The organism is Variovorax sp. GW821-FHT10D07 (assembly GCF_059415325.1).
Window position 1 is genome coordinate 377288 of record NZ_JBWKMZ010000004.1, and the last position, 20073, is coordinate 397360.

The 20073-nt window shown below is 66.7% G+C and carries 22 protein-coding genes; 17 read left to right on the forward strand and 5 right to left on the reverse strand.

The annotated features are described in order from the left end of the window. Positions 1-3 precede the first annotated feature (3 nt). Together AC07PU_RS16190 and AC07PU_RS16195 are read left to right on the forward strand one after the other, a co-directional pair. Positions 4-1164 carry an ABC transporter substrate-binding protein gene (locus tag AC07PU_RS16190; RefSeq protein WP_296781548.1) on the forward strand — a complete coding sequence of 387 codons (1161 nt, stop codon included), beginning with the start codon at positions 4-6 and terminating at the stop codon, positions 1162-1164. Between the two features lie 64 nt (positions 1165-1228). Continuing rightward, positions 1229-1690, forward strand: a complete 462-nt coding sequence (locus AC07PU_RS16195) for an EVE domain-containing protein (RefSeq protein WP_495318778.1) — start codon at positions 1229-1231, stop codon at positions 1688-1690. A gap of 21 nt (positions 1691-1711) precedes the next feature. Here AC07PU_RS16195 and AC07PU_RS16200 read toward each other — a convergent pair whose 3' ends face one another. Beyond that, complete coding sequence (locus AC07PU_RS16200) at positions 1712-2359, reverse strand: MarC family protein (RefSeq protein ID WP_093355304.1); 648 nt, start codon at positions 2357-2359, stop codon at positions 1712-1714. Next, positions 2359-3108: an SDR family oxidoreductase gene (locus AC07PU_RS16205; protein ID WP_495318780.1), complete on the reverse strand. Its 750-nt coding sequence runs from the start codon at positions 3106-3108 to the stop codon at positions 2359-2361. Before AC07PU_RS16205 ends, AC07PU_RS16200 begins: the two co-directional genes overlap by 1 nt. A 139-nt stretch (positions 3109-3247) precedes the next feature. Between AC07PU_RS16205 and AC07PU_RS16210 the strand changes: the two genes are divergently transcribed. Continuing rightward, on the forward strand, positions 3248-3859 hold the full coding sequence (locus AC07PU_RS16210; RefSeq protein ID WP_495318782.1) for a 2-hydroxychromene-2-carboxylate isomerase: 612 nt from the start codon (positions 3248-3250) through the stop codon (positions 3857-3859). 69 nt (positions 3860-3928) lie between these two features. After that, a complete protein-coding gene (locus tag AC07PU_RS16215) occupies positions 3929-4612 on the forward strand; it encodes a dienelactone hydrolase family protein (protein WP_495318783.1) in 684 nt (227 codons plus the stop codon). Between the two features lie 42 nt (positions 4613-4654). Here AC07PU_RS16215 and AC07PU_RS16220 read toward each other — a convergent pair whose 3' ends face one another. Continuing rightward, entirely contained in the window at positions 4655-5557 is a 903-nt protein-coding gene (locus AC07PU_RS16220; RefSeq protein ID WP_093355315.1) for a LysR family transcriptional regulator, read from the reverse strand. 116 nt (positions 5558-5673) lie between these two features. Here AC07PU_RS16220 and AC07PU_RS16225 point away from each other — a divergent pair, with 116 nt between their 5' ends. Together AC07PU_RS16225 and AC07PU_RS16230 are read left to right on the forward strand one after the other, a co-directional pair. After that, entirely contained in the window at positions 5674-6048 is a 375-nt protein-coding gene (locus AC07PU_RS16225) for an alpha/beta hydrolase (RefSeq protein WP_495318784.1), read from the forward strand. A gap of 230 nt (positions 6049-6278) precedes the next feature. Beyond that, positions 6279-6647: a DUF4148 domain-containing protein gene (locus AC07PU_RS16230; RefSeq protein WP_093355317.1), complete on the forward strand. Its 369-nt coding sequence runs from the start codon at positions 6279-6281 to the stop codon at positions 6645-6647. Positions 6648-6747: 100 nt separating this feature from the next. Here AC07PU_RS16230 and AC07PU_RS16235 read toward each other — a convergent pair whose 3' ends face one another. After that, positions 6748-7905, reverse strand: coding sequence for a magnesium transporter CorA family protein (locus tag AC07PU_RS16235; RefSeq protein ID WP_093355320.1), 1158 nt, complete (start codon positions 7903-7905; stop codon positions 6748-6750). Between the two features lie 59 nt (positions 7906-7964). Beyond that, positions 7965-8981, reverse strand: a complete 1017-nt coding sequence (gene hemB / locus AC07PU_RS16240; RefSeq protein ID WP_208510573.1) for a porphobilinogen synthase — start codon at positions 8979-8981, stop codon at positions 7965-7967. A gap of 343 nt (positions 8982-9324) precedes the next feature. Here hemB and AC07PU_RS16245 point away from each other — a divergent pair, with 343 nt between their 5' ends. The 11 genes from AC07PU_RS16245 to AC07PU_RS16295 all read left to right on the forward strand — a co-directional run bounded on the left by AC07PU_RS16245 (position 9325) and on the right by AC07PU_RS16295 (position 20068). Beyond that, the gene (locus AC07PU_RS16245; RefSeq protein WP_093355324.1) at positions 9325-9753 is read left to right on the forward strand and encodes a CopD family protein; all 429 of its coding nucleotides are present in this window, start codon (positions 9325-9327) and stop codon (positions 9751-9753) included. A 5-nt stretch (positions 9754-9758) separates the two neighbouring features. Then, positions 9759-10877, forward strand: a complete 1119-nt coding sequence (locus AC07PU_RS16250; protein ID WP_093355326.1) for a VanZ family protein — start codon at positions 9759-9761, stop codon at positions 10875-10877. Positions 10878-10915: 38 nt separating this feature from the next. Next, the gene (locus tag AC07PU_RS16255) at positions 10916-11272 is read left to right on the forward strand and encodes a (2Fe-2S) ferredoxin domain-containing protein (protein ID WP_495318788.1); all 357 of its coding nucleotides are present in this window, start codon (positions 10916-10918) and stop codon (positions 11270-11272) included. Between the two features lie 88 nt (positions 11273-11360). Beyond that, on the forward strand, positions 11361-11999 hold the full coding sequence (locus AC07PU_RS16260; protein ID WP_093355331.1) for an alpha/beta hydrolase: 639 nt from the start codon (positions 11361-11363) through the stop codon (positions 11997-11999). Between the two features lie 45 nt (positions 12000-12044). Beyond that, positions 12045-13214, forward strand: coding sequence for a D-alanyl-D-alanine carboxypeptidase family protein (locus tag AC07PU_RS16265; RefSeq protein ID WP_093355333.1), 1170 nt, complete (start codon positions 12045-12047; stop codon positions 13212-13214). Positions 13215-13454: 240 nt separating this feature from the next. Next, a complete protein-coding gene (gene rpsL, locus AC07PU_RS16270; RefSeq protein WP_057597516.1) occupies positions 13455-13832 on the forward strand; it encodes a 30S ribosomal protein S12 in 378 nt (125 codons plus the stop codon). A 155-nt stretch (positions 13833-13987) separates the two neighbouring features. Further along, on the forward strand, positions 13988-14461 hold the full coding sequence (gene rpsG, locus AC07PU_RS16275; RefSeq protein ID WP_007829591.1) for a 30S ribosomal protein S7: 474 nt from the start codon (positions 13988-13990) through the stop codon (positions 14459-14461). 96 nt (positions 14462-14557) lie between these two features. Beyond that, positions 14558-16657 (forward strand): elongation factor G, encoded by a 2100-nt coding sequence (gene fusA, locus AC07PU_RS16280; RefSeq protein ID WP_093355336.1) that lies wholly within the window; start codon positions 14558-14560, stop codon positions 16655-16657. 142 nt (positions 16658-16799) lie between these two features. Next, entirely contained in the window at positions 16800-17993 is a 1194-nt protein-coding gene (tuf, locus tag AC07PU_RS16285) for an elongation factor Tu (RefSeq protein WP_093356177.1), read from the forward strand. A gap of 21 nt (positions 17994-18014) precedes the next feature. Then, complete coding sequence (rpsJ, locus tag AC07PU_RS16290; RefSeq protein ID WP_057596142.1) at positions 18015-18329, forward strand: 30S ribosomal protein S10; 315 nt, start codon at positions 18015-18017, stop codon at positions 18327-18329. A 164-nt stretch (positions 18330-18493) separates the two neighbouring features. Next, complete coding sequence (locus tag AC07PU_RS16295) at positions 18494-20068, forward strand: hypothetical protein (RefSeq protein WP_495318793.1); 1575 nt, start codon at positions 18494-18496, stop codon at positions 20066-20068. Positions 20069-20073: the final 5 nt, after the last annotated feature.

A 20073-nucleotide genomic window follows, 5' to 3' on the forward strand; every position in this document is an offset into this window, starting at 1 on the left:
CGCATGAAGCTCAAGACACCGACGATGCTGGCCGTGCTGGGCCTGGCCGCGACGCTCGCGTCCGCGCAGCAGGGCGTGACCAAGGACGAGATCCGCATCGGCACGATCCAGGACCTCTCGGGGCCGCTCGCCGGCTTCGGCAAGCAGGCGCGCAACGGCATGCAGCTGCGCGTGGACGAGCTCAACGAGCAGGGCGACATCAACGGCCGCAAGCTCAAGCTCTACGTCGAGGACTCGGGCTACGACCCGAAGAAGGCCGTGCTGGCGGCGCAGAAGCTGGTGAACCAGGAGAAGATCTTCATCATGGCCGGCCATATCGGCACGGCGCAGAACATGGCGGCGATGCCGGTGCAGTTCGACAAGAACGTCGTCAACTACATGCCGATCACCGCGGCGCGCGAGATGTACGAGCCGCTCAACCGCCTCAAGTACTCGTTCGCCGCCACCTACTACGACCAGATCCGCCTGGCGCTGCCGAAGATGGTGAAGGACAAGGGCGCGAAGAAGGTCTGCACCATTTACCAGGACGACGAGTTCGGCCTCGAGGTGCAGCGCGGCGCCGAGGCCGGCCTCAAGGCCGTGAACATGGAGCTGGCCGAGAAGACCTCGTTCAAGCGCGGCGCCACCGACTTCAGCTCGCAGGTCGCGAAGATGAAGGCCGCCAACTGCGACCTGGTGGTGCTCGGCACCATCATCCGCGAGACCATCGGCACCGTGGGCGAGGCGCGCAAGACCGGCTTCAACCCGACCTTCCTGGGCTCGAGCGCGGCCTACACCGACCTGATCCACAAGCTCGGCGGCAAGGCCATGGACGGTATCTACGCGACCATGACGGTGCAGAACCCCTACACCGACGAGCAGTCGCAGCCGCTGCGCTTCTGGGCCAACAAGTACAAGACCAAGTTCAACGAGGACCCGACCGTGTTCTCGGTCTACGGCTACGTGATCGTCGACTCGTTCATCAAGGCGGCGCAGAAGGCCGGCCCGAACCTCACGACCGACAGCTTCATCAAGGCCATGGACAGCATCACCTTCGAGCCCGACATGTTCGGCAGCCCGAAGAGCACCTACACCGCCACCAAGCGCCTGGGCAACGACCAGTCGCGGCTGTCGCAGATCAAGGACGGCAAGTGGGTGGTGGTGTCGGACTACGTGGCGCCCTGAAGCCGGGCCCCGGTGCCGGGGCGGGCGGCTATATTGCGCGGCATCCCATCCTCGCGAGAACGCCATGCCCCAGTATTGGCTGATGAAATCCGAGCCCGACGAGGTCTCGATCGACGATGCGCTGGCCGCGCCCGACGCCACCGTGGCGTGGACCGGCGTGCGCAACTACCAGGCCCGCAACTTCATGCGCGACGGCATGAAGGTCGGCGACGGCGTGCTGTTCTATCACTCGAGCTGCCCCGAGCCCGGCATCGCCGGCCTCGCGCGCGTGGCCTCGGCGATCAAGCCCGATCCCACGCAGTTCGATCCGAAGTCGCCGTACTACGACGCGGCCTCGAAAAAGGACGATCCGCGCTGGCTGCTGGTGGACGTGCAGGCGCTGCGCAAGACGCGCCTCCTGGCGCTGCCCGAGCTGCGCGCGAAGCCCGAGCTGGCCGAACTCACGATCCTGCGCAAGGGCAACCGGCTGTCGATCACGCCGGTGGAGCCGGCGCACTGGAAGGTCATCGAGAAGATGCTGGGCTGAGCCGGCCCGCACCCGGTCGCGCTACTTGGCGAGGATCGGGAACAGCTTGCCCAGCCCGTCGGTCATCACCTCGACCGCCAGCGCCGCGAGGATCAGGCCCATGAGCCGGGTCATGATGTTGATGCCGGTCTTGCCGAGCACGCGCGCGATCGGCTGCGCGAGCGAGAAGGCGATGGCCGTGGCCAGTGCCACCACCACGCCGTAGCCCACGAGGACCGCGAGCTCCCACAGGTGCTTGGCCTTGTCGGCGTAGATCACCACGGTGGAGATGGTGGCCGGGCCGGTGAGCAGCGGGATGGTCAGCGGCACCACCGCGATCGAGGCGCCCATCGAGGCCTTGACCTCGGTGGCGCGCAACTCCTCGACGTTGGTCTTGCTCTCGGCCGGCTGCGCGTTGAGCATCGACAGCGAGCTCATCAGCAGCAGCAGGCCGCCGCCGACCTGGAAGCTCGCGATCGAGATGCCGAAGAAGGACAGGAGCTGCAGCCCGATCAGCGCGCTGACCGCGATCACCACGAAGGCGCTGAAGGCCGACATGCGCACCGTGCGGCGGCGCTGCGCGTCGGAATAACCCTGCGTGTAGTGGATGAAGAAGGGCACGATGGCCAGCGGGTTGACGATCGCCACCAGCGTGACCAGCGGCTTGATCAGGTCCATCGAGGTGCTCATCAGCGTCCTCCCGAGACGTCGAGCAGGGCCATGGTGGTGTAGCTGGCCTCGTCGGACAGCAGCCACACGATCGCGTTCGCCACCTCCTCGGCGCTGCCGGTGCGCTTCATCGGCACCGAGGGCGCGAGCTGCGCGGCGCGCTCGGGCATGCCGCCCGAGGCGTGGATCTCGGTGTCGATCAGGCCCGGGCGCACCGCGTTGACGCGGATGCCCTCGTCGGCCACTTCCTTGGCCAGGCCGAGCGTGAAGGTGTCGATCGCGCCCTTGCTCGCGGCGTAGTCCACGTACTGCTCGGGCGAACCCAGCCGCGAGGCGGCGCTCGAGAGATTGACGATCACGCCGCCCGCGCCGCCGTGGCGCGTGCTCATGCGGCGCACCGCCTCGCGCGCGCAGACGAAGCTGCCGACCACGTTGATGCGGAACATGCGTTCCAGCCGCGCCGCGCTCATCTCGTCGACGCGCGCGCGCACGTCGACCACGCCGGCACTGTTGACCAGCGCCGTGAGCCGGCCGAGCTTGGCATCGACCTGCTCGAACATGGCCATCACCTGCGCTTCATCGCCGACATCGGCCTGCACCGCGATCGCCTTGCCGCCCGCGGCGCGGATCGCGCGCACGACTTCGTCGGCCGCGAGCGAGTTGCTCGCGTAGTTGACCGCCACGGCATAGCCGCGCCGCGCCGCCAGCAAGGCGGTGGCGGCGCCGATGCCGCGTCCGCCCCCCGTGACCAAGAGCACCTGCTGGTTCAATTCCGATCTCCTGCACAAAAGCTGCGCGTCAGTTAAAACCGTCGGTCCGGATTACATCACCGAGGGTGGCTCGCAAGTTGCGGGCCTTACCCGCAGTACCGGGATGTTCCGGCGGCGCTTCGTGCGCGGAGGTGAATTCATGAGCAAGACCATCGACTACTACTTCCCCCCCCAAAGCCCCTGGACCTACCTGGGCCATGCCCGCTTCGCCGCGATCGCGGCGGCGGCCGGCGCCACGGTGCGCGTGCGTCCGGTGGACATGGGCAGCATCTTTCCGGTCTCGGGCGGGCTGCCGCTGGGCAAGCGCGCGCCGCAGCGGCAGGCCTACCGGCTGGTCGAGCTGGCGCGCTTCTCGAAGCACCTGGGCATCCCGCTGCATCCGAAGCCGAAGTTCTTCCCGGTCTCGGGCGACGACGCGGCGCGGCTGATCATCGCGGTCGACCTCAACGACGGCACCGAGGCCGCGATGCGCATGTGCGCGGCGGTGTTCGCCGCGCTGTGGGCGCAGGAGCGCAACATCGGCGACCCCAAGGTGCTCGAGGCGCTGGTGGCCGAATGCGGCCTGCCGGCCAAGCGCGCCGACCAGGCGCAGAGCCAGACGGTGCAGGAGCAGTACGAGGCCTACACGCAGGAAGCCATCGACATCCAGGTCTTCGGCGCGCCGAGCTACGTGATCGACGGCGAGATCTTCTGGGGACAGGACCGGCTCGATTTCGTCGAACGCGCGCTGCGGCCCGGGGCGGCGGGCTGAACGCCGCCGACACGCACCGGACACGCATTCCCTCCATCCTTCCCATTGCCATCAAAGGAGCAACACATCATGGGTCAATTCATCGATCTCACCGCCAAGGACGGCTTCAGCTTTCCCGCCTACGTGGCCGAACCCGCCGGCACGCCGCGCGGCGCCGTCGTCGTGGTGCAGGAGATCTTCGGCGTCAACTCGCACATCCGCTCGGTGGCCGACGGCTACGCGGCCGCGGGCTACCTGGCCGTCGCACCCGCGACCTTCCACCGCGTGAAGCCGGGCGTCGAGCTCGGCTACAGCGAGGACGACATGAAGACGGGCTTCGGCCTGAAGACGGCCGTCGAGGCGCTGCCCGCGCCCGGCGTGCTGCAGGACATCGAGGCCGCCGTGGCCTACGCGGCCAAGGCCGGCAAGGTCGGCATCGTCGGCTACTGCTGGGGCGGCCTGCTGACCTGGCGCGCCGCCGCCCTGGTGCCCGGCCTCGCGGCCGCCGCGCCCTACTACGGTGGCGGCATGACCTCGCCCGAGGAAACCGCGCGCCAGCCCAAGGTGCCGGTGCAGGCTCACTTCGGCAACCAGGACCACTGGATTCCGCTCGACACCATCGAGAGCTTCAAGAAGGCCCATCCCGAGGTCGAGGTGCACGTGTACCCGGTGGGCCACGGCTTCAACTGCGACCAGCGCGGCTCGTACGACGCCGAAGCATCGAAGCTGGCGCGCGAGCGCGTGCTGACCTTCTTCGCGCAGCACATCGGCTGAGCGCATCCGCTTCGCATGGGAGCCCGGCGCCGCCGGGCTTTTTCATTTCTTGAGGCCGGGCTTGTCGCCCACGCGGGTCTCGAGGAAGTCGAGCAGCGCGCGCAGCGCGGCGCTGTTGTGGCGCCGCTGCAGGTAGACGGCCGACAGCCACATGTCCTTGCGCGCATAGTCCTGCAGCACCGGCACCAGCTCGCCCTGGTCGATGTGCGACTGCACCAGGATCGAGGGCAGGTAGATCACGCCGAAGCCGCGCATCGCGATGCGGATCAGCGGCGCGCCCTCGGTGCAGTCCATGCGGCTCTTGACGTGCACGTCGAGCGGCTCGCCGCCGTCGTCGAAGCGCCAGACCGGCTGGGCGCCGAGCAGCGAATGGGTGAGCGCCTCGTGGTCCGCCAGGTCGCGCGGATGCTCGGGCTTGCCGTGCTTCTTCCAGTAGACCGGCGAGGCGCAGACCACCATGTTCATGAGCCGCAGCTTGCGCATGATCAGGTTGGCGTCCTCGACCGGGCCGCTGCGGATGTCGACGTCGATGCCTTCCTCGGCGAGATCGACCGTGCGGTTGGTCAGCTGCAGGCTGATGCGCACGTCGGGGTAGTAGCGCATGAAGTCGGCCAGCAGGTTCGGGAATTCGCCGTTGCCCATGCCGTGCGGCGCCGAGATGCGCAGGCGGCCGCCGGGCTGGCTCGCGCGCTCCTGCAGCTCGGCCTGCGTGAGCTCGACCATCTCGAGCACCGGCGTGCTGCGCTCCAGCAGCAGCTGGCCGGCGTCGGTCAGGCTCACCGAGCGCGTGGAGCGGTTGAGCAGGCGCACGCCGAAGCGGGTTTCGAGTTCGGCGACATACTTGCTGACCGTGGCCTTGGACATGTCGAGCCGCTTGGCGGCCTGCGAGAAGCTGCCGTGCGACGCGACTTCGCGAAAGGTTCTGATCAGGTCGAGGCTGTCCATGGAGGTCGTGCCGGTAGCGCTGGGCGATGGCGCGATTCTCAGGGGTTTTTCTTAGCGAGGCCGCGCGGCACTTTCGTGACGCAGCGCGACTCGCAAGCAGGCAGAGGATGCATTCGATGACACGCACTTTTCGACTTCATGCGGCCCTCGCGCCGTGGACGCTGGCGCTGGCGGCCCTGTGGCTGCCGGCCGGCGCGGCAACGGCCCAGGCCTTCGATCCGATCCGGCCGATGGGCCCTGGCACCGACCGCGCCGCGCTGGCCGCCGAAGCCGCCGCGGCCGCGCGCGCCGGCAATGTGTATGGCGACGTGGAGGCCGAGCCGCCGCTCGCCGCGCCGCGCACCGGCGGGCGCGACCGCGCGGCGGTGCGCGCCGAGGCGGTGGCGACCTCGCACGACCCGAGCCTGAACCTCGACCGCCGCGCCTTCGTCAACAGCGAGATCCCGCCGCAGATCAAGGCCGTGCCGGGCACGCCGCGCACCGCGCGCTGAGGCCCGGACGGCTGAATGCTTCGGTGTTCGCCGAGGCCGGAATGGCCCGCCGCGCACCCAGGTTAATGACTGAACGGTCGACCTGACATTGTTTCAATACCGGAAACACCGTGTCTCTGAACCGGGTGTTTTCCCGAGGGGTTTCGCCTTGAAACTCGCCGCACAGGCGAGCCGATCCGTGCGCGCCTGGTGGCTAAACCCTCCGACGTACCGTATCAAGGACAACCGAAATGAAGACCTCGCACATCATCGCCGCCGCCGCACTGACCCTGTTTGCCGCCGTTGGCGCCCAAGCCGAAACCTATGAAGGCGTGACCCAGGCCGTCTCGAGCAAGAGCCGCGACGAAGTCAACACCGAAGCCGTGCGCGCCGCCGCCGCTCCGAACCAGAACGTGACCCGCGGCTCGCGCGGCCCGGAAACGGTCGCCGTGTCGAAGGACCGCGCCCTGGTCGAAGCCGAAGCGATCCGCACCGCTTCCGCTCCCGACCAGAACGTGACCTCGGGTTCGCGCGTGAACAGCAAGGTCATCTCGACCATGCAACACCCGCTCGACGCACGCGTCCAGGCCCAGCAAGGCTCCGGCGCCACCGCCAAGTAAGCTGTCGCACGGCACCGGGCGGCCTTCGGGCCGTTCGCACCCGGACAAGAAAAAGCCACGCGGAGATCGCTCCGCGTGGCTTTTTTTCATGCGCGTTCGTTCAGCGCGTGCGCGCGAGGTAGCGCTTGCGCCAGAAGATCAGCACCAGCAGCACCGCGATCGCGAGCATCGAGCCCATGGCGATCCAGAAGCCGTCGGCCTTGTGCACCAGCGGAATGAACTCGAAGTTCATGCCGAAGATGCCGGCGATCAGGTTCAGCGGCAGGAACACGGCGGTGAGCACCGTCAGCACCCGCATGATGTCGTTGGCCCGGTGGCCCTGCACGCTGAAATGCATCTGCACCGCGGTCTCGGCGTTCTGCTCGAGCCGGCGCACGTGGTGCACCACGCGCTCGATGTGCTCGAGCACGTCGCGGCTGCGGATCATCACCAGCTCGCGCTCGCGCCCCTCGGCCGCATCCTTGGGCGGCGGCAGGGTCTCGAGGTTGTCGAGCCAGTCCTGCATGGCGGCGCGCTGGTCCTCGCAGATCTCGTCGAGGTGGTGCAGCGACTGGCGCGACTCCATCAGCGCGCCCCAGTTGGTGAAGCGGCTGCGCGGGTCGATGAGCTCGGCCTGCCAGTGGTCGAGCTGCTTCGTGAGCTCGCGCCGCAGGTCGAGGTAGCCGTCGACGATCTGGTTGATGACGCGCAGCATCAGGTCGGCCGGGCTGGTGGGCACGCGGTTCGTGACCGCGCGCACGTCGAGCGCCGGCGTGCCGCGGTCGCCAGGCGCGGCGGCGGCCAGCAGGCGCGCGGCGAAGACGTCGCGCACCGCCCCGTCCTCGGGATGCACCGACAGCAGCACGCGGTCGAACACGGCGAAGCCGACCGGGCGGGTGTCGATGCGGCGCAGCACGGGCGGGCCGCCGCGCGGGCGCGGGGCGGGGGCCGCGGGCGTGGCCGCCGGTGGCGTGGCGGGCGCCGGCTGGCCGTTGCCGCCGCTCGCGAGCCGGCGGAACACCAGCACGTCGTACTGCGAGGTGTAGTCGCTGTGCGAGGGCAGCTGGTCGTTCAGCAGGTCGGCCACGTGCAGGTCGACCAACTGGGTCTGGCACAGCGTCTGCAGGATCTGCTGCACCTCGGGCAGCGAGGCGCGGAATTCGTCGCGCGTGAGCGAGATCCAGAGATAGCTGGCGGCGCTGCAGGAGCCGGGCAGGGCCAGCGGCGCCAGCGCGGCATGCTCGCTGACCTGCGAGGTGTTGATTTCGAAGATTCGCATCGCGCGCCCCCGTGCTTGCTCAAGATGGCCCGGACCGAAGGCCGGACGGACCCATTGTGCTACTTAGTTTGTAGCAGGCGGGCAGCGTCGAGCGCGAAGTAGGTGAGGATGCCGTCGGCGCCCGCGCGCTTGAAGGCCAGCAGGCTCTCGAGCACCACGGCGTCGTGGTCGAGCCAGCCGTTCTGGGCCGCGGCCTTGAGCATCGCGTACTCGCCGCTGACCTGGTAGGCGAAGGTCGGCACGCGGAACTCGTCCTTCACGCGGCGCACGATGTCCAGGTAGGGCATGCCGGGCTTCACCATCACCATGTCGGCGCCCTCGGCGATGTCGATCGCCACCTCGCGCAGCGCCTCGTCGCTGTTGCCCGGGTCCATCTGGTAGACCTTCTTGTTGCTCTTGCCGAGGTTGGCGGCCGAGCCGACCGCGTCGCGGAACGGGCCGTAGAAGGCGCTCGCGTACTTGGCGCTGTAGGCCATGATCCGCGTGTGCACGTCGCCGCGCGCCTCGAGCGCCTGGCGGATCGCGCCGATGCGCCCGTCCATCATGTCGCTGGGCGCCACGATGTCGACGCCGGCCTGCGACTGTGTGAGCGCCTGCTTCACCAGCACCTCGACGGTCGGGTCGTTGAGGATGTAGCCGCTGTCGTCGAGCAGGCCGTCCTGGCCGTGGCTGGTGTAGGGGTCGAGCGCGACGTCGGTCATCACGCCCAGTTCGGGAAAGCGCGCCTTGAGCGCCGCCACCACGCGCGGGATCAGGCCGTCGGGATTGAAGGCTTCGTCGCCGGCCGGGGTCTTGAGGCTCGCATCGATCACCGGGAACAGCGCCATCACCGGGATGCCGGCCGCCACGCACTGCTCGGCCACGGGCAGCAGCAGGTCGAGGCTCAGGCGCTCCACGCCGGGCATCGAGGCCACCGCATCGCGCCGGCCGCTGCCTTCCTGCACGAACACCGGGTAGATCAGGTCGTGCGTGGTCAGGGCGTTTTCCCGCACCAGGTTGCGCGTGAAGGCGTCGCGGCGAAGGCGGCGCGGGCGCCCGGCGGGGAAGGCGGCGAAGGAGGAAAGGGTGGAGCTCATGCGGAAAATTGTGCCCGAACTAAAGTTCCCGAACTTTTGCCATGGATGGGGGCAGTTGTCCGACAACTACGGAAATTAGTAGTACCAAAGTAATAAATTTTTACCCTAGATTGTTAATTAAAGCGCACCGGTCGCTTGAAACCTTGTTTCGTCTTTGTTAAATTCTGCCCCGGACGGCTTGCCGTCCCCCGCTTTTCCTCCCTGAGCGGGTGCCTTGATGTGTGACAGCAAAAGGGCTTCCCAGCCCGACGTGAAGACGTCGGGCTTTTTTTTGTCCGTCGCTTTCGTGGGGGCCGATGAAACCGGGTGCAGTCAGCGGGGGCCGGCCACTAAACTGACCGCCATGCTCTGGGTCAAGTCCTTCCACATCGTCTTCATCGCCAGCTGGTTCGCCGGCCTGTTCTACCTCCCCCGGATCTTCGTCAACCTCGCGATGGTGCCGCCCGAGTCGCTCGCCGAACGCGAGCGCCTGCTGCTGATGGCGCGCAAGCTGCTGCGCTTCACCACCTTCCTGGCCGTGCCGGCGCTGGGCTTCGGCCTCTGGCTGTGGCTGGGCTATGGCATCGGGCGCGGCCCGGGCAACGGCTGGATGCACGCCAAGCTGGCGCTGGTGCTGGTGGCGATCGGCTACCACCACGGCTGCGCGGTGCTGCTGCGCCGCTTCGCCGCCGGCGAGAACCGGCGCAACCACGGCTGGTACCGCTGGTTCAACGAGCTGCCGGTGCTGCTGCTGCTGGCGATCGTGATCCTGGTCGTGGTCAAGCCCTTCTGACGGCGGTGGCGACGCAGCACAAGTCCGCCGCGCTGCCCCTTGCGCTGGCCTATGCGGCGCTGATCGTCTATGCCAGTCTCTATCCCTTTTCCGACTGGCGCGACCAGGGCATCGCGCCCTGGGCCTACCTGTCGGCGCCCTGGCCCAAGTACTGGACCGGCTTCGACTTCGCGATCAACGTCGCGGGCTACGTGCCCTTCGGGTTCCTCTGCGCGCTGTCGGTGCTGCGCACCCGCAGCACCTCGAGCATCGGCCGCGCCGTGCTGCGCGCCACGCTGGCGGGCGTGGCCGTGTCCTTCGCGATGGAGACGCTGCAGAGCTACCTGCCGGCGCGCATTCCCTCGAACGTCGACCTGGGCCTGAACAGCGCCGGCGCGCTGCTGGGCGCGGTGCTGGCGGTGGCGCTCGAGCGCTTCGGCGCGGTCGCCCACTGGGGGCGGGTCCGGGCGCAATGGTTCGTCGACGAGGCCCGCGGCGCGCTGGTGCTGCTGGCGCTGTGGCCGTTCGCGCTGCTGTTCCCGGCCGCCGTGACCTTCGGGCTGGGCCAGGTGTTCGAGCGGCTCGAGGCGGCGATCTCCGAATGGCTGCTCGACACCCCGTTCATCGACTGGCTGCCGGTGCGCCAGTTCGAGCTCGAGCCGCTGGTGCCGGCGGTCGAGCTGCTGTGCGTGATGCTGGGCGCGTTGGTGCCCTGCCTGCTGGGCTATCTCGTGGCGCGCACCGTGGTGCAGCGCGCGGTGCTGCTGCCGTTGATCCTGCTGACGGGCGTGGCGGCCTCGGCGCTGTCGGCGGCGCTGAGCTACGGCCCCGACCATGCCTGGGCCTGGCTCGAGCTGCCGGCGCAGGTCGGCATGGCGGCGGCGCTGTTCGCCGGCGTGCTGCTGCTGTTCGCGCCGCGCCGTCTGTGCGGCGCGCTGCTGCTGGTGGCGTTGGTGCTCCAACTGAGCCTGTTGAACCAGGCGCCCGAGAGCGCCTATTTCGCGCAGACGCTCGCGACCTGGGAGCAGGGGCGTTTCATCCGCTTCCACGGGCTGGCCCAGTGGCTGGGCTGGCTCTGGCCGTTCGGGGTGCTGGCCTACGTGATCTTCCTGCTGTCGCGGCGCAGCCGGCCGCCGGCAGCCTGAAGCGCCGGCCACGCGGACGGCGGTCCTAGAATCCGCCGATGCTCACCCCCGCCAGCCACGCCGTGCCTTCGGGCTACTACGGCCGCCACATCTTCTTCTGCCTCAACGAACGCAAGAACGGCGAGGATTCCTGTTCCATGCACAACGCCCAGCAGGGCTTCGACCGCTGCAAGGCCAGGGTCAAGGAAGAGGGGCTCTCGGGGCCCGGCAAGGTGCGCGTCAACAAGGCCGGCTGCCTCGACCGCTGCGCCGGCGGACCGGTCGCCGTGGTCTATCCCGAGGCGGTCTGGTACACCTTCGTTGATGCCGACGACATCGACGAGATCGTCGACTCGCACCTGAAGAAGGGCGAGATCGTCGAGCGCCTGCTGCTGCCGCCCGACGTCGGGCGCTGAACTTTCAGCCGGGGCCTGCGCTCGTACCGTGCTCGCCGCAGGCAACCCCTCCACCGTCGGCCTGCCGGCCCGTTCCATTCCGAGCCTCATGAATTCCCAGACCGAAAAGATCAGCCTCCAGGGCGCCGCCGGCGTCATCGAGGTGCAGCGCGACCAGCCGGCCGAGGCCGCGCGCGGCATCGCCGTCATCGCGCATCCCCATCCGCTGTTCGGCGGCACCATGGACAACAAGGTGGTGCAGACCCTCGCGCGTGCCTTCATCGCCTGCGGCTGGACCGCGGTGCGCTTCAACTTCCGCGGTGTCGGCGCGAGCCAGGGCGTGCACGACGAGGGCCGTGGCGAGCTCGAGGACATGCTCCATGTGGTCGGCCAGCTTGCGCCCGAGGGTCCGCTGGCGATCGCCGGCTTCTCCTTCGGCGCCTTCGTCGCAAGCGGCGCGGTCGAGAAGCTCTGGGCCGCGCGCGACGTTCGCCAGATCGTGCTGGTCGGCACGGCAGCCGCGCGCAACACGGTGGCCGTGCTGCCGCCCGAGGCCCACGAGCGCACGCTGGTGGTCCACGGCGAGGCCGACGACACGGTGGCGCTGTCGGCCGTCATGGATTGGGCGCGGCCGCAGTCACTTCCTGTCACAGTCGTCCCCGGGGGCGGCCATTTCTTTCACGGACAATTGCCGCTGCTCAAGAGCCTGGTCGTGCGCCATCTGCGCGCAGACAACCCGGCCGCCTGAAAGCCTGGCTTGCAGGCACGTCTTCGTTTCTTTCCCATTGCTCCCATGAATCGTTTCTTCCACGGTGCCCGCGCGCTGTTGCTCGCCGCCGCCGCTTCCGTCTGCCTGATCGCCGCCGCCCAGGTGCCGGCGCCGCCCGAGATCGCCGCGCGCAGTTACCTGCTGCTCGACGTGACGGCCAATCAGATCCTCGCGCAGAAGGACATCGACAGCCCGGTCGAACCCGCGTCGCTGACCAAGCTGATGTCGGCCTACATCGTGTTCGACGCGCTGCGCGCCAAGAAGATCACCCTGACACAGACGCTGCCGGTCAGCCCGCGCGCCTGGAAGATGCCGGGCTCGCGCATGTTCATCGACCCCAAGATGCAGGTGCCGGTCGAAGACCTGATCAAGGGCCTGATCGTCCAGTCGGGCAACGACGCCACCGTGGCGCTGGCCGAGGGCGTGGGCGGCACGGTCGAGCATTTCGTCGAGCTGATGAACGCCCAGGCCAAGGTGCTGGGCATGAAGAACACCACCTACAAGAACCCCGAGGGCCTGACCGCGCCCGGCCACACCACCACCGCGCGCGACCTCAGCATCCTGGCGACCCGGCTGGTGCGCGACTTCCCAGAGGAAGCCAAGTACTACGCGATCAAGAAGTACCGCTACCCGGGCACGCCCTCGACCAACGACACCAACCGCAACCTGCTGCTGTTCCGCGACCCGACCGTCGATGGCCTGAAGACCGGCCATACCGAAGCCGCCGGCTACTGCATGATCGCCACCGCCAAGCGCGACTTCCCGAACCTGACCGGCGGCCGCCGCCTGCTGTCGATCGTGCTCGGCACCTCGGGCGAAACCGTGCGCGCCAACGAATCGCAGAAGCTGCTGAACTGGGGCTACACCGCCTACGACGCCGTGCGCCTGTTCGACGGCGGCCAGCCCGCGGCCACGCCGGCGGTCTGGAAGGGCAAGCAGAACGTGCTCAAGCTCGGCCGCCCCGAGCCGATCGTGGTCGCCGTGCCCGCGGGCATGGCCAGCAAGCTCAAGACCCAGATCGCGCGCCCCGACCCGCTGGTGGCGCCGTTCACCAAGTACCAGCCCGTGGGCACGCTCAAGGTCACGCTCGACGACCAGCCGGTGGCCGAGGTGCCGCTGGTGGCGCTGGAGCCGGTCGAACAGGCCGGCATGCTGGGCCGCGCCTGGGACGCGGTGCGGCTCTGGATCAAGTGACAGGGATCGGCCGCGAGGCCTGAAAGGCTGGGCAATCCGGCGTTTTCAGGCCGGCGGCAGAGGCCGGAAGGCCTCCCAAGCCGCCTGACTTTGCCGTTTCACAAGCCCGCTGCTATACTCGTGGGCTTTTCGGAAAATTCCGAAGGGATTCACGTTTGCGTCATCTCCCGGTTCCTGGGTCACGACCAGGGCGCCGCAAGGCACCACCGGGGTATTTCTCGTTTTGGGACTAATTCATTCATGCCAACCATCAATCAACTGGTGCGTCAGGGCCGGACGGTCGAAAAGATCAAGTCCAAGAGCCCTGCCATGCAGAACTCGCCGCAACGTCGCGGTGTCTGCACCCGGGTCTACACCACGACCCCCAAGAAGCCGAACTCGGCACTTCGTAAAGTTGCCAAGGTCCGCCTGACCAACGGCTTCGAAGTCATTTCCTACATCGGCGGCGAAGGCCACAACCTGCAGGAACACAGCGTCGTGCTGGTTCGCGGCGGTCGTGTCAAGGACTTGCCCGGTGTGCGTTACCACATCGTGCGCGGTTCGCTCGACCTGCAAGGCGTGAAAGACCGCAAGCAGTCGCGTTCCAAGTACGGCGCGAAGCGCCCCAAGAAGGCCTGATCGGGTTCTTCTTTCAGTAGTTGTTTCATCGGTGTTCGAGTGCCTTGGCGGGCATTTCGAGCGTAGTGACCCGAAGTTGGGTCGAGTAAGTGAGAGTCCGAGTCGACTCTCGCGGTGCCGGAAACGGTGCCAACTGAAGCAAAGAGGTTAAGAAAATGCCACGTCGTCGCGAAGTCCCCAAACGTGAAATCCTGCCGGATCCCAAGTACGGCAATGTCGAGCTGTCGAAGTTCATGAACGTGATCATGGAAGGCGGCAAGAAGGCTGTTGCCGAGCGCATCATTTATGGCGCGCTCGACTTCATCGAGAAGAAGAACCCGGACAAGGACCCCCTCGAAGCGTTCACCGTTGCCATCAACAACGTGAAGCCGATGGTCGAAGTGAAGTCGCGCCGCGTTGGCGGTGCGAACTATCAAGTGCCGGTCGAAGTCCGCCCCGTCCGCCGCCTCGCCCTGTCGATGCGCTGGATCAAGGAAGCCGCCCGCAAGCGCGGCGAGAAGTCGATGGCCCTGCGTCTGGCCAACGAACTGATGGAAGCCACGGAAGGCCGTGGCGGCGCGATGAAGAAGCGCGACGAAGTGCACCGCATGGCAGAAGCCAACCGGGCGTTCAGCCACTTCCGCTTCTAAGAATCAAACTTCGCTTGGGCGTTGGGTGTCGAGTGTCGGGCGTTGTGCCCGTGCTCGGGGCCCAGCGCTCAACGCATTTCAACCCGAAAGTAAATCATGTCCCGCAAGACCCCCATCGAGCGCTACCGCAACATCGGCATCTCCGCGCACATCGACGCTGGCAAGACCACGACGACGGAACGTATCCTGTTCTACACCGGTGTGAACCACAAGATCGGTGAAGTGCACGACGGTGCCGCCACGATGGACTGGATGGAGCAAGAGCAAGAGCGCGGCATCACGATCACCTCGGCTGCCACCACCTGCTTCTGGAAGGGCATGGCTGGCAAGTTCGAAGAACACCGCATCAACATCATCGACACCCCCGGCCACGTGGACTTCACCATTGAAGTCGAGCGCTCGATGCGCGTGCTGGACGGCGCCGTGATGGTGTACGACGCCGTCGGCGGCGTGCAGCCCCAGTCGGAAACCGTCTGGCGTCAGGCCAACAAGTACAAGGTTCCGCGTCTCGCGTTCGTCAACAAGATGGACCGCACCGGCGCCGACTTCCTGCGCGTGCGCCAGATGATGGTCGACCGCCTGAAGGCCAACCCCGTCGTGATCCAGATCCCGATCGGTGCCGAAGAGCACTTCCAGGGCATCGTCGACCTCGTGAAGATGAAGGCGATCATCTGGGACGAAGACAAGGGCGTCACCTTCCAGTACGGCGACATCCCGGCCAACCTGGTCGATGTCTGCAACGAATACCGCGAAAAGCTCGTCGAAGCGGCTGCCGAAGCCAGCGAAGAGCTGATGAACAAGTACCTCGAAGGCGGCGAGCTGTCGGAAGAGGAAATCAAGAAGGCCATCCGCCAGCGCACCATCGCCGGCGAAATCCAGCCGATGCTGTGCGGCTCGGCCTTCAAGAACAAGGGCGTGCAGGCCATGCTCGACGCCGTCGTCGAATACATGCCGGCGCCGACCGACATTCCGCCGGTCAACGGCCTCGACGAAGACGAAGCGCCCGTGGTTCGCAAGGCGGACGACAACGAGAAGTTCTCGGCCCTGGCATTCAAGCTGATGACCGACCCGTTCGTGGGCCAGCTGACCTTCGTGCGCGTTTATTCGGGCGTGCTCAGCAAGGGCGACAGCGTCTACAACCCGGTGCGCGGCAAGAAGGAACGCATCGGCCGTATCGTGCAGATGCACGCGAACAACCGCGAGGAAGTCAGCGAAATCCGCGCCGGCGACATCGCCGCCTGCGTGGGCCTGAAGGAAGTGACCACCGGCGAAACGCTGTGCGATCCCGAAGCAGTCGTGACGCTCGAGCGCATGGTGTTCCCGGAATCGGTGATCTCGCAGGCCGTCGAGCCCAAGACCAAGGCCGACCAGGAAAAGATGGGCATCGCGCTGCAGCGCCTGGCTCAGGAAGACCCCTCGTTCCGCGTTCGCACGGACGAAGAGTCGGGCCAGACCATCATCGCCGGCATGGGCGAGCTCCACCTCGAAATCATCGTGGACCGCATGAAGCGCGAATTCGGCGTGGAAGCCAACGTGGGCAAGCCGCAGGTGGCCTACCGCGAAACGATCCGCAAGACCGTCGAAGAAGCCGAAGGCAAGTTCGTTCGCCAGTCGGGCGGCAAGGGCCAGTACGGCCACGTCGTGCTGAAGATCGAACCCCAGGAAGCCGGCAAGGGCTTCGAGTTCGTCGACGCCATCAAGGGCGGTGTGGTTCCTCGCGAATACATCCCCGCGGTGGAAAAGGGCGTCGTGGAAGCGCTGACGCAAGGCGTGCTGGCGGGCTACCCCGTCGTCGACGTCAAGGTCACGCTGCACTTCGGTTCGTACCACGACGTGGACTCGAACGAAATGGCGTTCAAGATGGCCGCGATCTTCGGTTTCAAGGAAGGTGCCCGCAAGGCCAACCCCGTGATCCTCGAGCCGATGATGGCCGTGGAAGTCGAAACGCCCGAAGACTACGCCGGCAACGTGATGGGCGACCTGTCGTCCCGTCGCGGCATGGTGCAGGGCATGGACGACATGGTCGGTGGCGGCAAGGCCATCAAGGCCGAAGTGCCGCTGTCGGAAATGTTCGGCTACTCGACCACGCTGCGCTCGATGTCGCAAGGCCGTGCCACGTACACGATGGAGTTCAAGCACTACGCCGAAGCTCCGCGTAACGTCGCCGAAGCCATCGTGGCTGCCCGCGCGAAGTAAGCGTTTCAGGAATGCAGGGCCGCGCAGTGCGCGGCCCTTCTTGTCTGCGATCCGGTGCCGTCTTGTTCCCGTGCGAGGCGATCCAGCAATCGGATGCAGACATAAAACCAATACACGGGACTGCTCTTTCAAGGATTGAAAAATGGCAAAAGGTAAATTCACCCGCACGAAGCCGCACGTGAACGTGGGCACGATCGGTCACGTTGACCATGGCAAGACGACGCTGACGGCTGCGATCGCGACGGTGCTGTCGTCGAAGTTCGGCGGCGAAGCGAAGGCCTACGACCAGATCGACGCTGCGCCCGAAGAAAAGGCCCGCGGCATCACGATCAACACCGCGCACGTCGAGTACGAAACGGCCAACCGCCACTACGCACACGTCGACTGCCCCGGCCACGCCGACTACGTGAAGAACATGATCACCGGCGCCGCCCAGATGGACGGCGCGATCCTGGTGTGCTCGGCCGCCGACGGCCCGATGCCCCAGACGCGTGAACACATCCTGCTGGCTCGCCAGGTGGGCGTGGGCTACATCATCGTGTTCCTGAACAAGTGCGACATGGTCGACGACAAGGAACTGCTCGAGCTGGTCGAAATGGAAGTTCGCGAACTCCTCGACAAGTACGAATTCCCCGGCGACGACACCCCGATCATCCACGGCTCGGCGAAGCTGGCCCTGGAAGGCGACAAGGGCGAGCTCGGCGAAGGCGCGATCATGAAGCTGGCCGAAGCCCTGGACACGTACATCCCGACGCCCGAGCGCGCCGTGGACGGCACGTTCCTGATGCCCGTGGAAGACGTGTTCTCGATCTCGGGTCGCGGCACGGTGGTGACCGGTGCTGTCGAGCGCGGCGTGATCAAGGTCGGTGAAGAAATCGAAATCGTGGGCATCCGTCCGACGGTCAAGACCACCTGCACCGGCGTGGAAATGTTCCGCAAGCTGCTGGACCAAGGTCAGGCCGGCGACAACGTGGGCGTGCTGCTGCGCGGCACGAAGCGCGAAGAAGTCGAGCGCGGCCAAGTGCTGTGCAAGCCCGGCTCGATCAAGCCGCACACGCACTTCACCGCCGAGGTGTACGTGCTGTCGAAGGACGAAGGCGGCCGTCACACGCCGTTCTTCAACAACTACCGTCCGCAGTTCTACTTCCGCACGACGGACGTGACCGGCGCGATCGAGCTGCCGAAGGACAAGGAAATGGTCATGCCTGGCGACAACGTCAGCATCACCGTGAAGCTGATCAACCCGATCGCGATGGAAGAAGGCCTGCGCTTCGCCATCCGCGAAGGCGGCCGTACCGTGGGTTCGGGCGTCGTGGCCAAGATCCTCGACATCTAAGCCGAACGCAAAGGAATCACCATGGCAACCAAGCAAAAAATCCGCATCCGCCTGAAGGCGTTCGACTACAAGCTGATCGACCAATCGGCCGCCGAGATCGTTGACACCGCGAAGCGCACCGGCGCGATCGTCAAGGGCCCGGTGCCCCTGCCGACCCGCCTGAAGCGTTTCGACATCCTGCGCTCGCCGCACGTCAACAAGACCAGCCGCGACCAGCTCGAAATCCGCACGCACCAACGCCTGATGGACATCGTCGACCCGACCGACAAGACCGTGGACGCGCTGATGAAGCTCGACCTGCCGGCCGGCGTCGACGTCGAGATCAAGCTGCAGTAAGCCGCACGCAACAAGCCCGCTCGCGCGTCAAGCGCGGTGTCGCTTCGAGGCCCGTTCACAGAAATGTGAACGGGCCTTTGTCATTTGCGTGTCGTCTGTGGCATCCTCGCCCACCACCGGCCGTCCAGACCTTGGCCGGGAGCTGAATGAGGGCAGCACAAGCTATGAACCACAGGATTCTTTCTGGCATCGGTTCGGCGCTGATTGCCGCGGCGTTCCTCGCAGGTTGCGGTGGAGGCGGCGGTGGCGGCGGCGGTGGAATCCCGATCGGTTTTCCGCCCCCGGTAATCGGTGGGGTCACGCTCAGCGGCAAGGCCACCTACGACTCGGTGCCCAACAACAGCGGGCCGCTGGTCTACTCGGCCACTACAGCGAAGCCGGTGCGCGGGGCCTTCGTCGAAGTGCTCGATGCCTTGTCGAACCAGATCGCGGTGACGGCCACCGATGCCAACGGCAACTACTCGGTGTCGGTGCCGGCGAACGCCACGATCGTCGTTCGCGTCCGCGCCCAGATCCAGACCGCGGCATGGGATGTCAGCGTGCGGGACAACACCAGCGCCAACACGCCGCTCTACTCGATGCAGTCGGCGGCCTTCACGACGGGCTCGGGTGCGACGACGCGCGATCTGCGCGCCGATTCGGGATGGGGCGGCTCGAGCTACACCGGGCGCCGCGTGTCGGCGCCGTTCGCGGTGCTCGACACGGTCTACACCTCGATGCAGAAGGTGTTGTCGGTGGCGCCGGCGACGAGCTTTCCGCCGCTGAAGGTGTTCTGGAGCCCGAACAACGTGCCGACCAGCGGCAGCCTCGCGCTGGGGCAGATCGGCAGCACCTTCTTCACCAACCGCAGCACCGGCCGCGAAATCTATGTGCTCGGCAAGGAAGACGTGGACACCGACGAGTTCGATGCACCGGTGATCGCGCACGAGTGGGGGCACTACTACCAGTCTTCCTTCAGCCGCGACGATTCGGTCGGCGGGCCGCACAACCTCAGTGACCGCCTCGATCGCCGCGTGGCCTTCTCCGAAGGCTGGGGCAACGGCTGGTCGGGCATCGCGCTCGGCCGCAGCAACTATGTCGATTCCCGCGGCGAAGCGCAGGTCGCTTCCGACGTCAGCGTCTCGATCAACCTGGCGACGGGGCCGTCCAGCAATCCAGGCTGGTTCCGTGAGCGCTCGATCCACTCGATCTTCTGGAATCTCAACCAGCAGGTGGGCTTCAAGCCGATCCACGATGCGATGACCAGTGCGCAGTTCAGGGGCAGTGCCGCCGTGACCTCGATCCATCCGTTCACCGCGGCCTTCAATGCGGTGGCGCCGGGCAATGCATCGGCCCTGGCAAGTCTGCTGAGCGCGCAGAACATCAGCGCCGACGCCAACGATTCTTTCGGCGAAGCCGAAGGCAACAACGGTGGCGCGCCGAGCGTGCCGAACGTGCTGCCCCTGTACGGCAGCGCCGTGGTGGGGCAACTGGCCAATGCCTGCGTCTCGACGGTCGCGGGTGGCGGCAACAAGCTGGGCAACTATGCCTACCTTCGCTTCCTGGCGCCCACGACGCGCGACTACCAGGTGTCGGTGGCATCGAGCGCACCGCTGGTGAATCCGGATTTCGCCGTGTTCCGCGCCGGCCAGATCCCGAGGTCGGGCAACAAGGTCAGCCTGCCGGCCGGCGAGTACGTGCTGGCGGTCACCGATCTCAACAGTTCGGGCTCGAACTGCATCAGCGTCGCGATCCAGTAAGGGGA

Coding starts and splice junctions, on each gene's coding strand:
- AC07PU_RS16190 (WP_296781548.1), top strand. CDS start 4: ATGAAGCTCAAGACACCGACGATGCTGGCCGTGCTGGGCCTGGCCGCG.
- AC07PU_RS16195 (WP_495318778.1), top strand. CDS start 1,229: ATGCCCCAGTATTGGCTGATGAAATCCGAGCCCGACGAGGTCTCGATC.
- AC07PU_RS16200 (WP_093355304.1), bottom strand. CDS start 2,359: ATGAGCACCTCGATGGACCTGATCAAGCCGCTGGTCACGCTGGTGGCG.
- AC07PU_RS16210 (WP_495318782.1), top strand. CDS start 3,248: ATGAGCAAGACCATCGACTACTACTTCCCCCCCCAAAGCCCCTGGACC.
- AC07PU_RS16215 (WP_495318783.1), top strand. CDS start 3,929: ATGGGTCAATTCATCGATCTCACCGCCAAGGACGGCTTCAGCTTTCCC.
- AC07PU_RS16220 (WP_093355315.1), bottom strand. CDS start 5,557: ATGGACAGCCTCGACCTGATCAGAACCTTTCGCGAAGTCGCGTCGCAC.
- AC07PU_RS16225 (WP_495318784.1), top strand. CDS start 5,674: ATGACACGCACTTTTCGACTTCATGCGGCCCTCGCGCCGTGGACGCTG.
- AC07PU_RS16230 (WP_093355317.1), top strand. CDS start 6,279: ATGAAGACCTCGCACATCATCGCCGCCGCCGCACTGACCCTGTTTGCC.
- AC07PU_RS16235 (WP_093355320.1), bottom strand. CDS start 7,905: ATGCGAATCTTCGAAATCAACACCTCGCAGGTCAGCGAGCATGCCGCG.
- hemB (WP_208510573.1), bottom strand. CDS start 8,981: ATGAGCTCCACCCTTTCCTCCTTCGCCGCCTTCCCCGCCGGGCGCCCG.
- AC07PU_RS16245 (WP_093355324.1), top strand. CDS start 9,325: ATGCTCTGGGTCAAGTCCTTCCACATCGTCTTCATCGCCAGCTGGTTC.
- AC07PU_RS16255 (WP_495318788.1), top strand. CDS start 10,916: ATGCTCACCCCCGCCAGCCACGCCGTGCCTTCGGGCTACTACGGCCGC.
- AC07PU_RS16260 (WP_093355331.1), top strand. CDS start 11,361: ATGAATTCCCAGACCGAAAAGATCAGCCTCCAGGGCGCCGCCGGCGTC.
- AC07PU_RS16265 (WP_093355333.1), top strand. CDS start 12,045: ATGAATCGTTTCTTCCACGGTGCCCGCGCGCTGTTGCTCGCCGCCGCC.
- rpsL (WP_057597516.1), top strand. CDS start 13,455: ATGCCAACCATCAATCAACTGGTGCGTCAGGGCCGGACGGTCGAAAAG.
- rpsG (WP_007829591.1), top strand. CDS start 13,988: ATGCCACGTCGTCGCGAAGTCCCCAAACGTGAAATCCTGCCGGATCCC.
- fusA (WP_093355336.1), top strand. CDS start 14,558: ATGTCCCGCAAGACCCCCATCGAGCGCTACCGCAACATCGGCATCTCC.
- tuf (WP_093356177.1), top strand. CDS start 16,800: ATGGCAAAAGGTAAATTCACCCGCACGAAGCCGCACGTGAACGTGGGC.
- rpsJ (WP_057596142.1), top strand. CDS start 18,015: ATGGCAACCAAGCAAAAAATCCGCATCCGCCTGAAGGCGTTCGACTAC.
- AC07PU_RS16295 (WP_495318793.1), top strand. CDS start 18,494: ATGAACCACAGGATTCTTTCTGGCATCGGTTCGGCGCTGATTGCCGCG.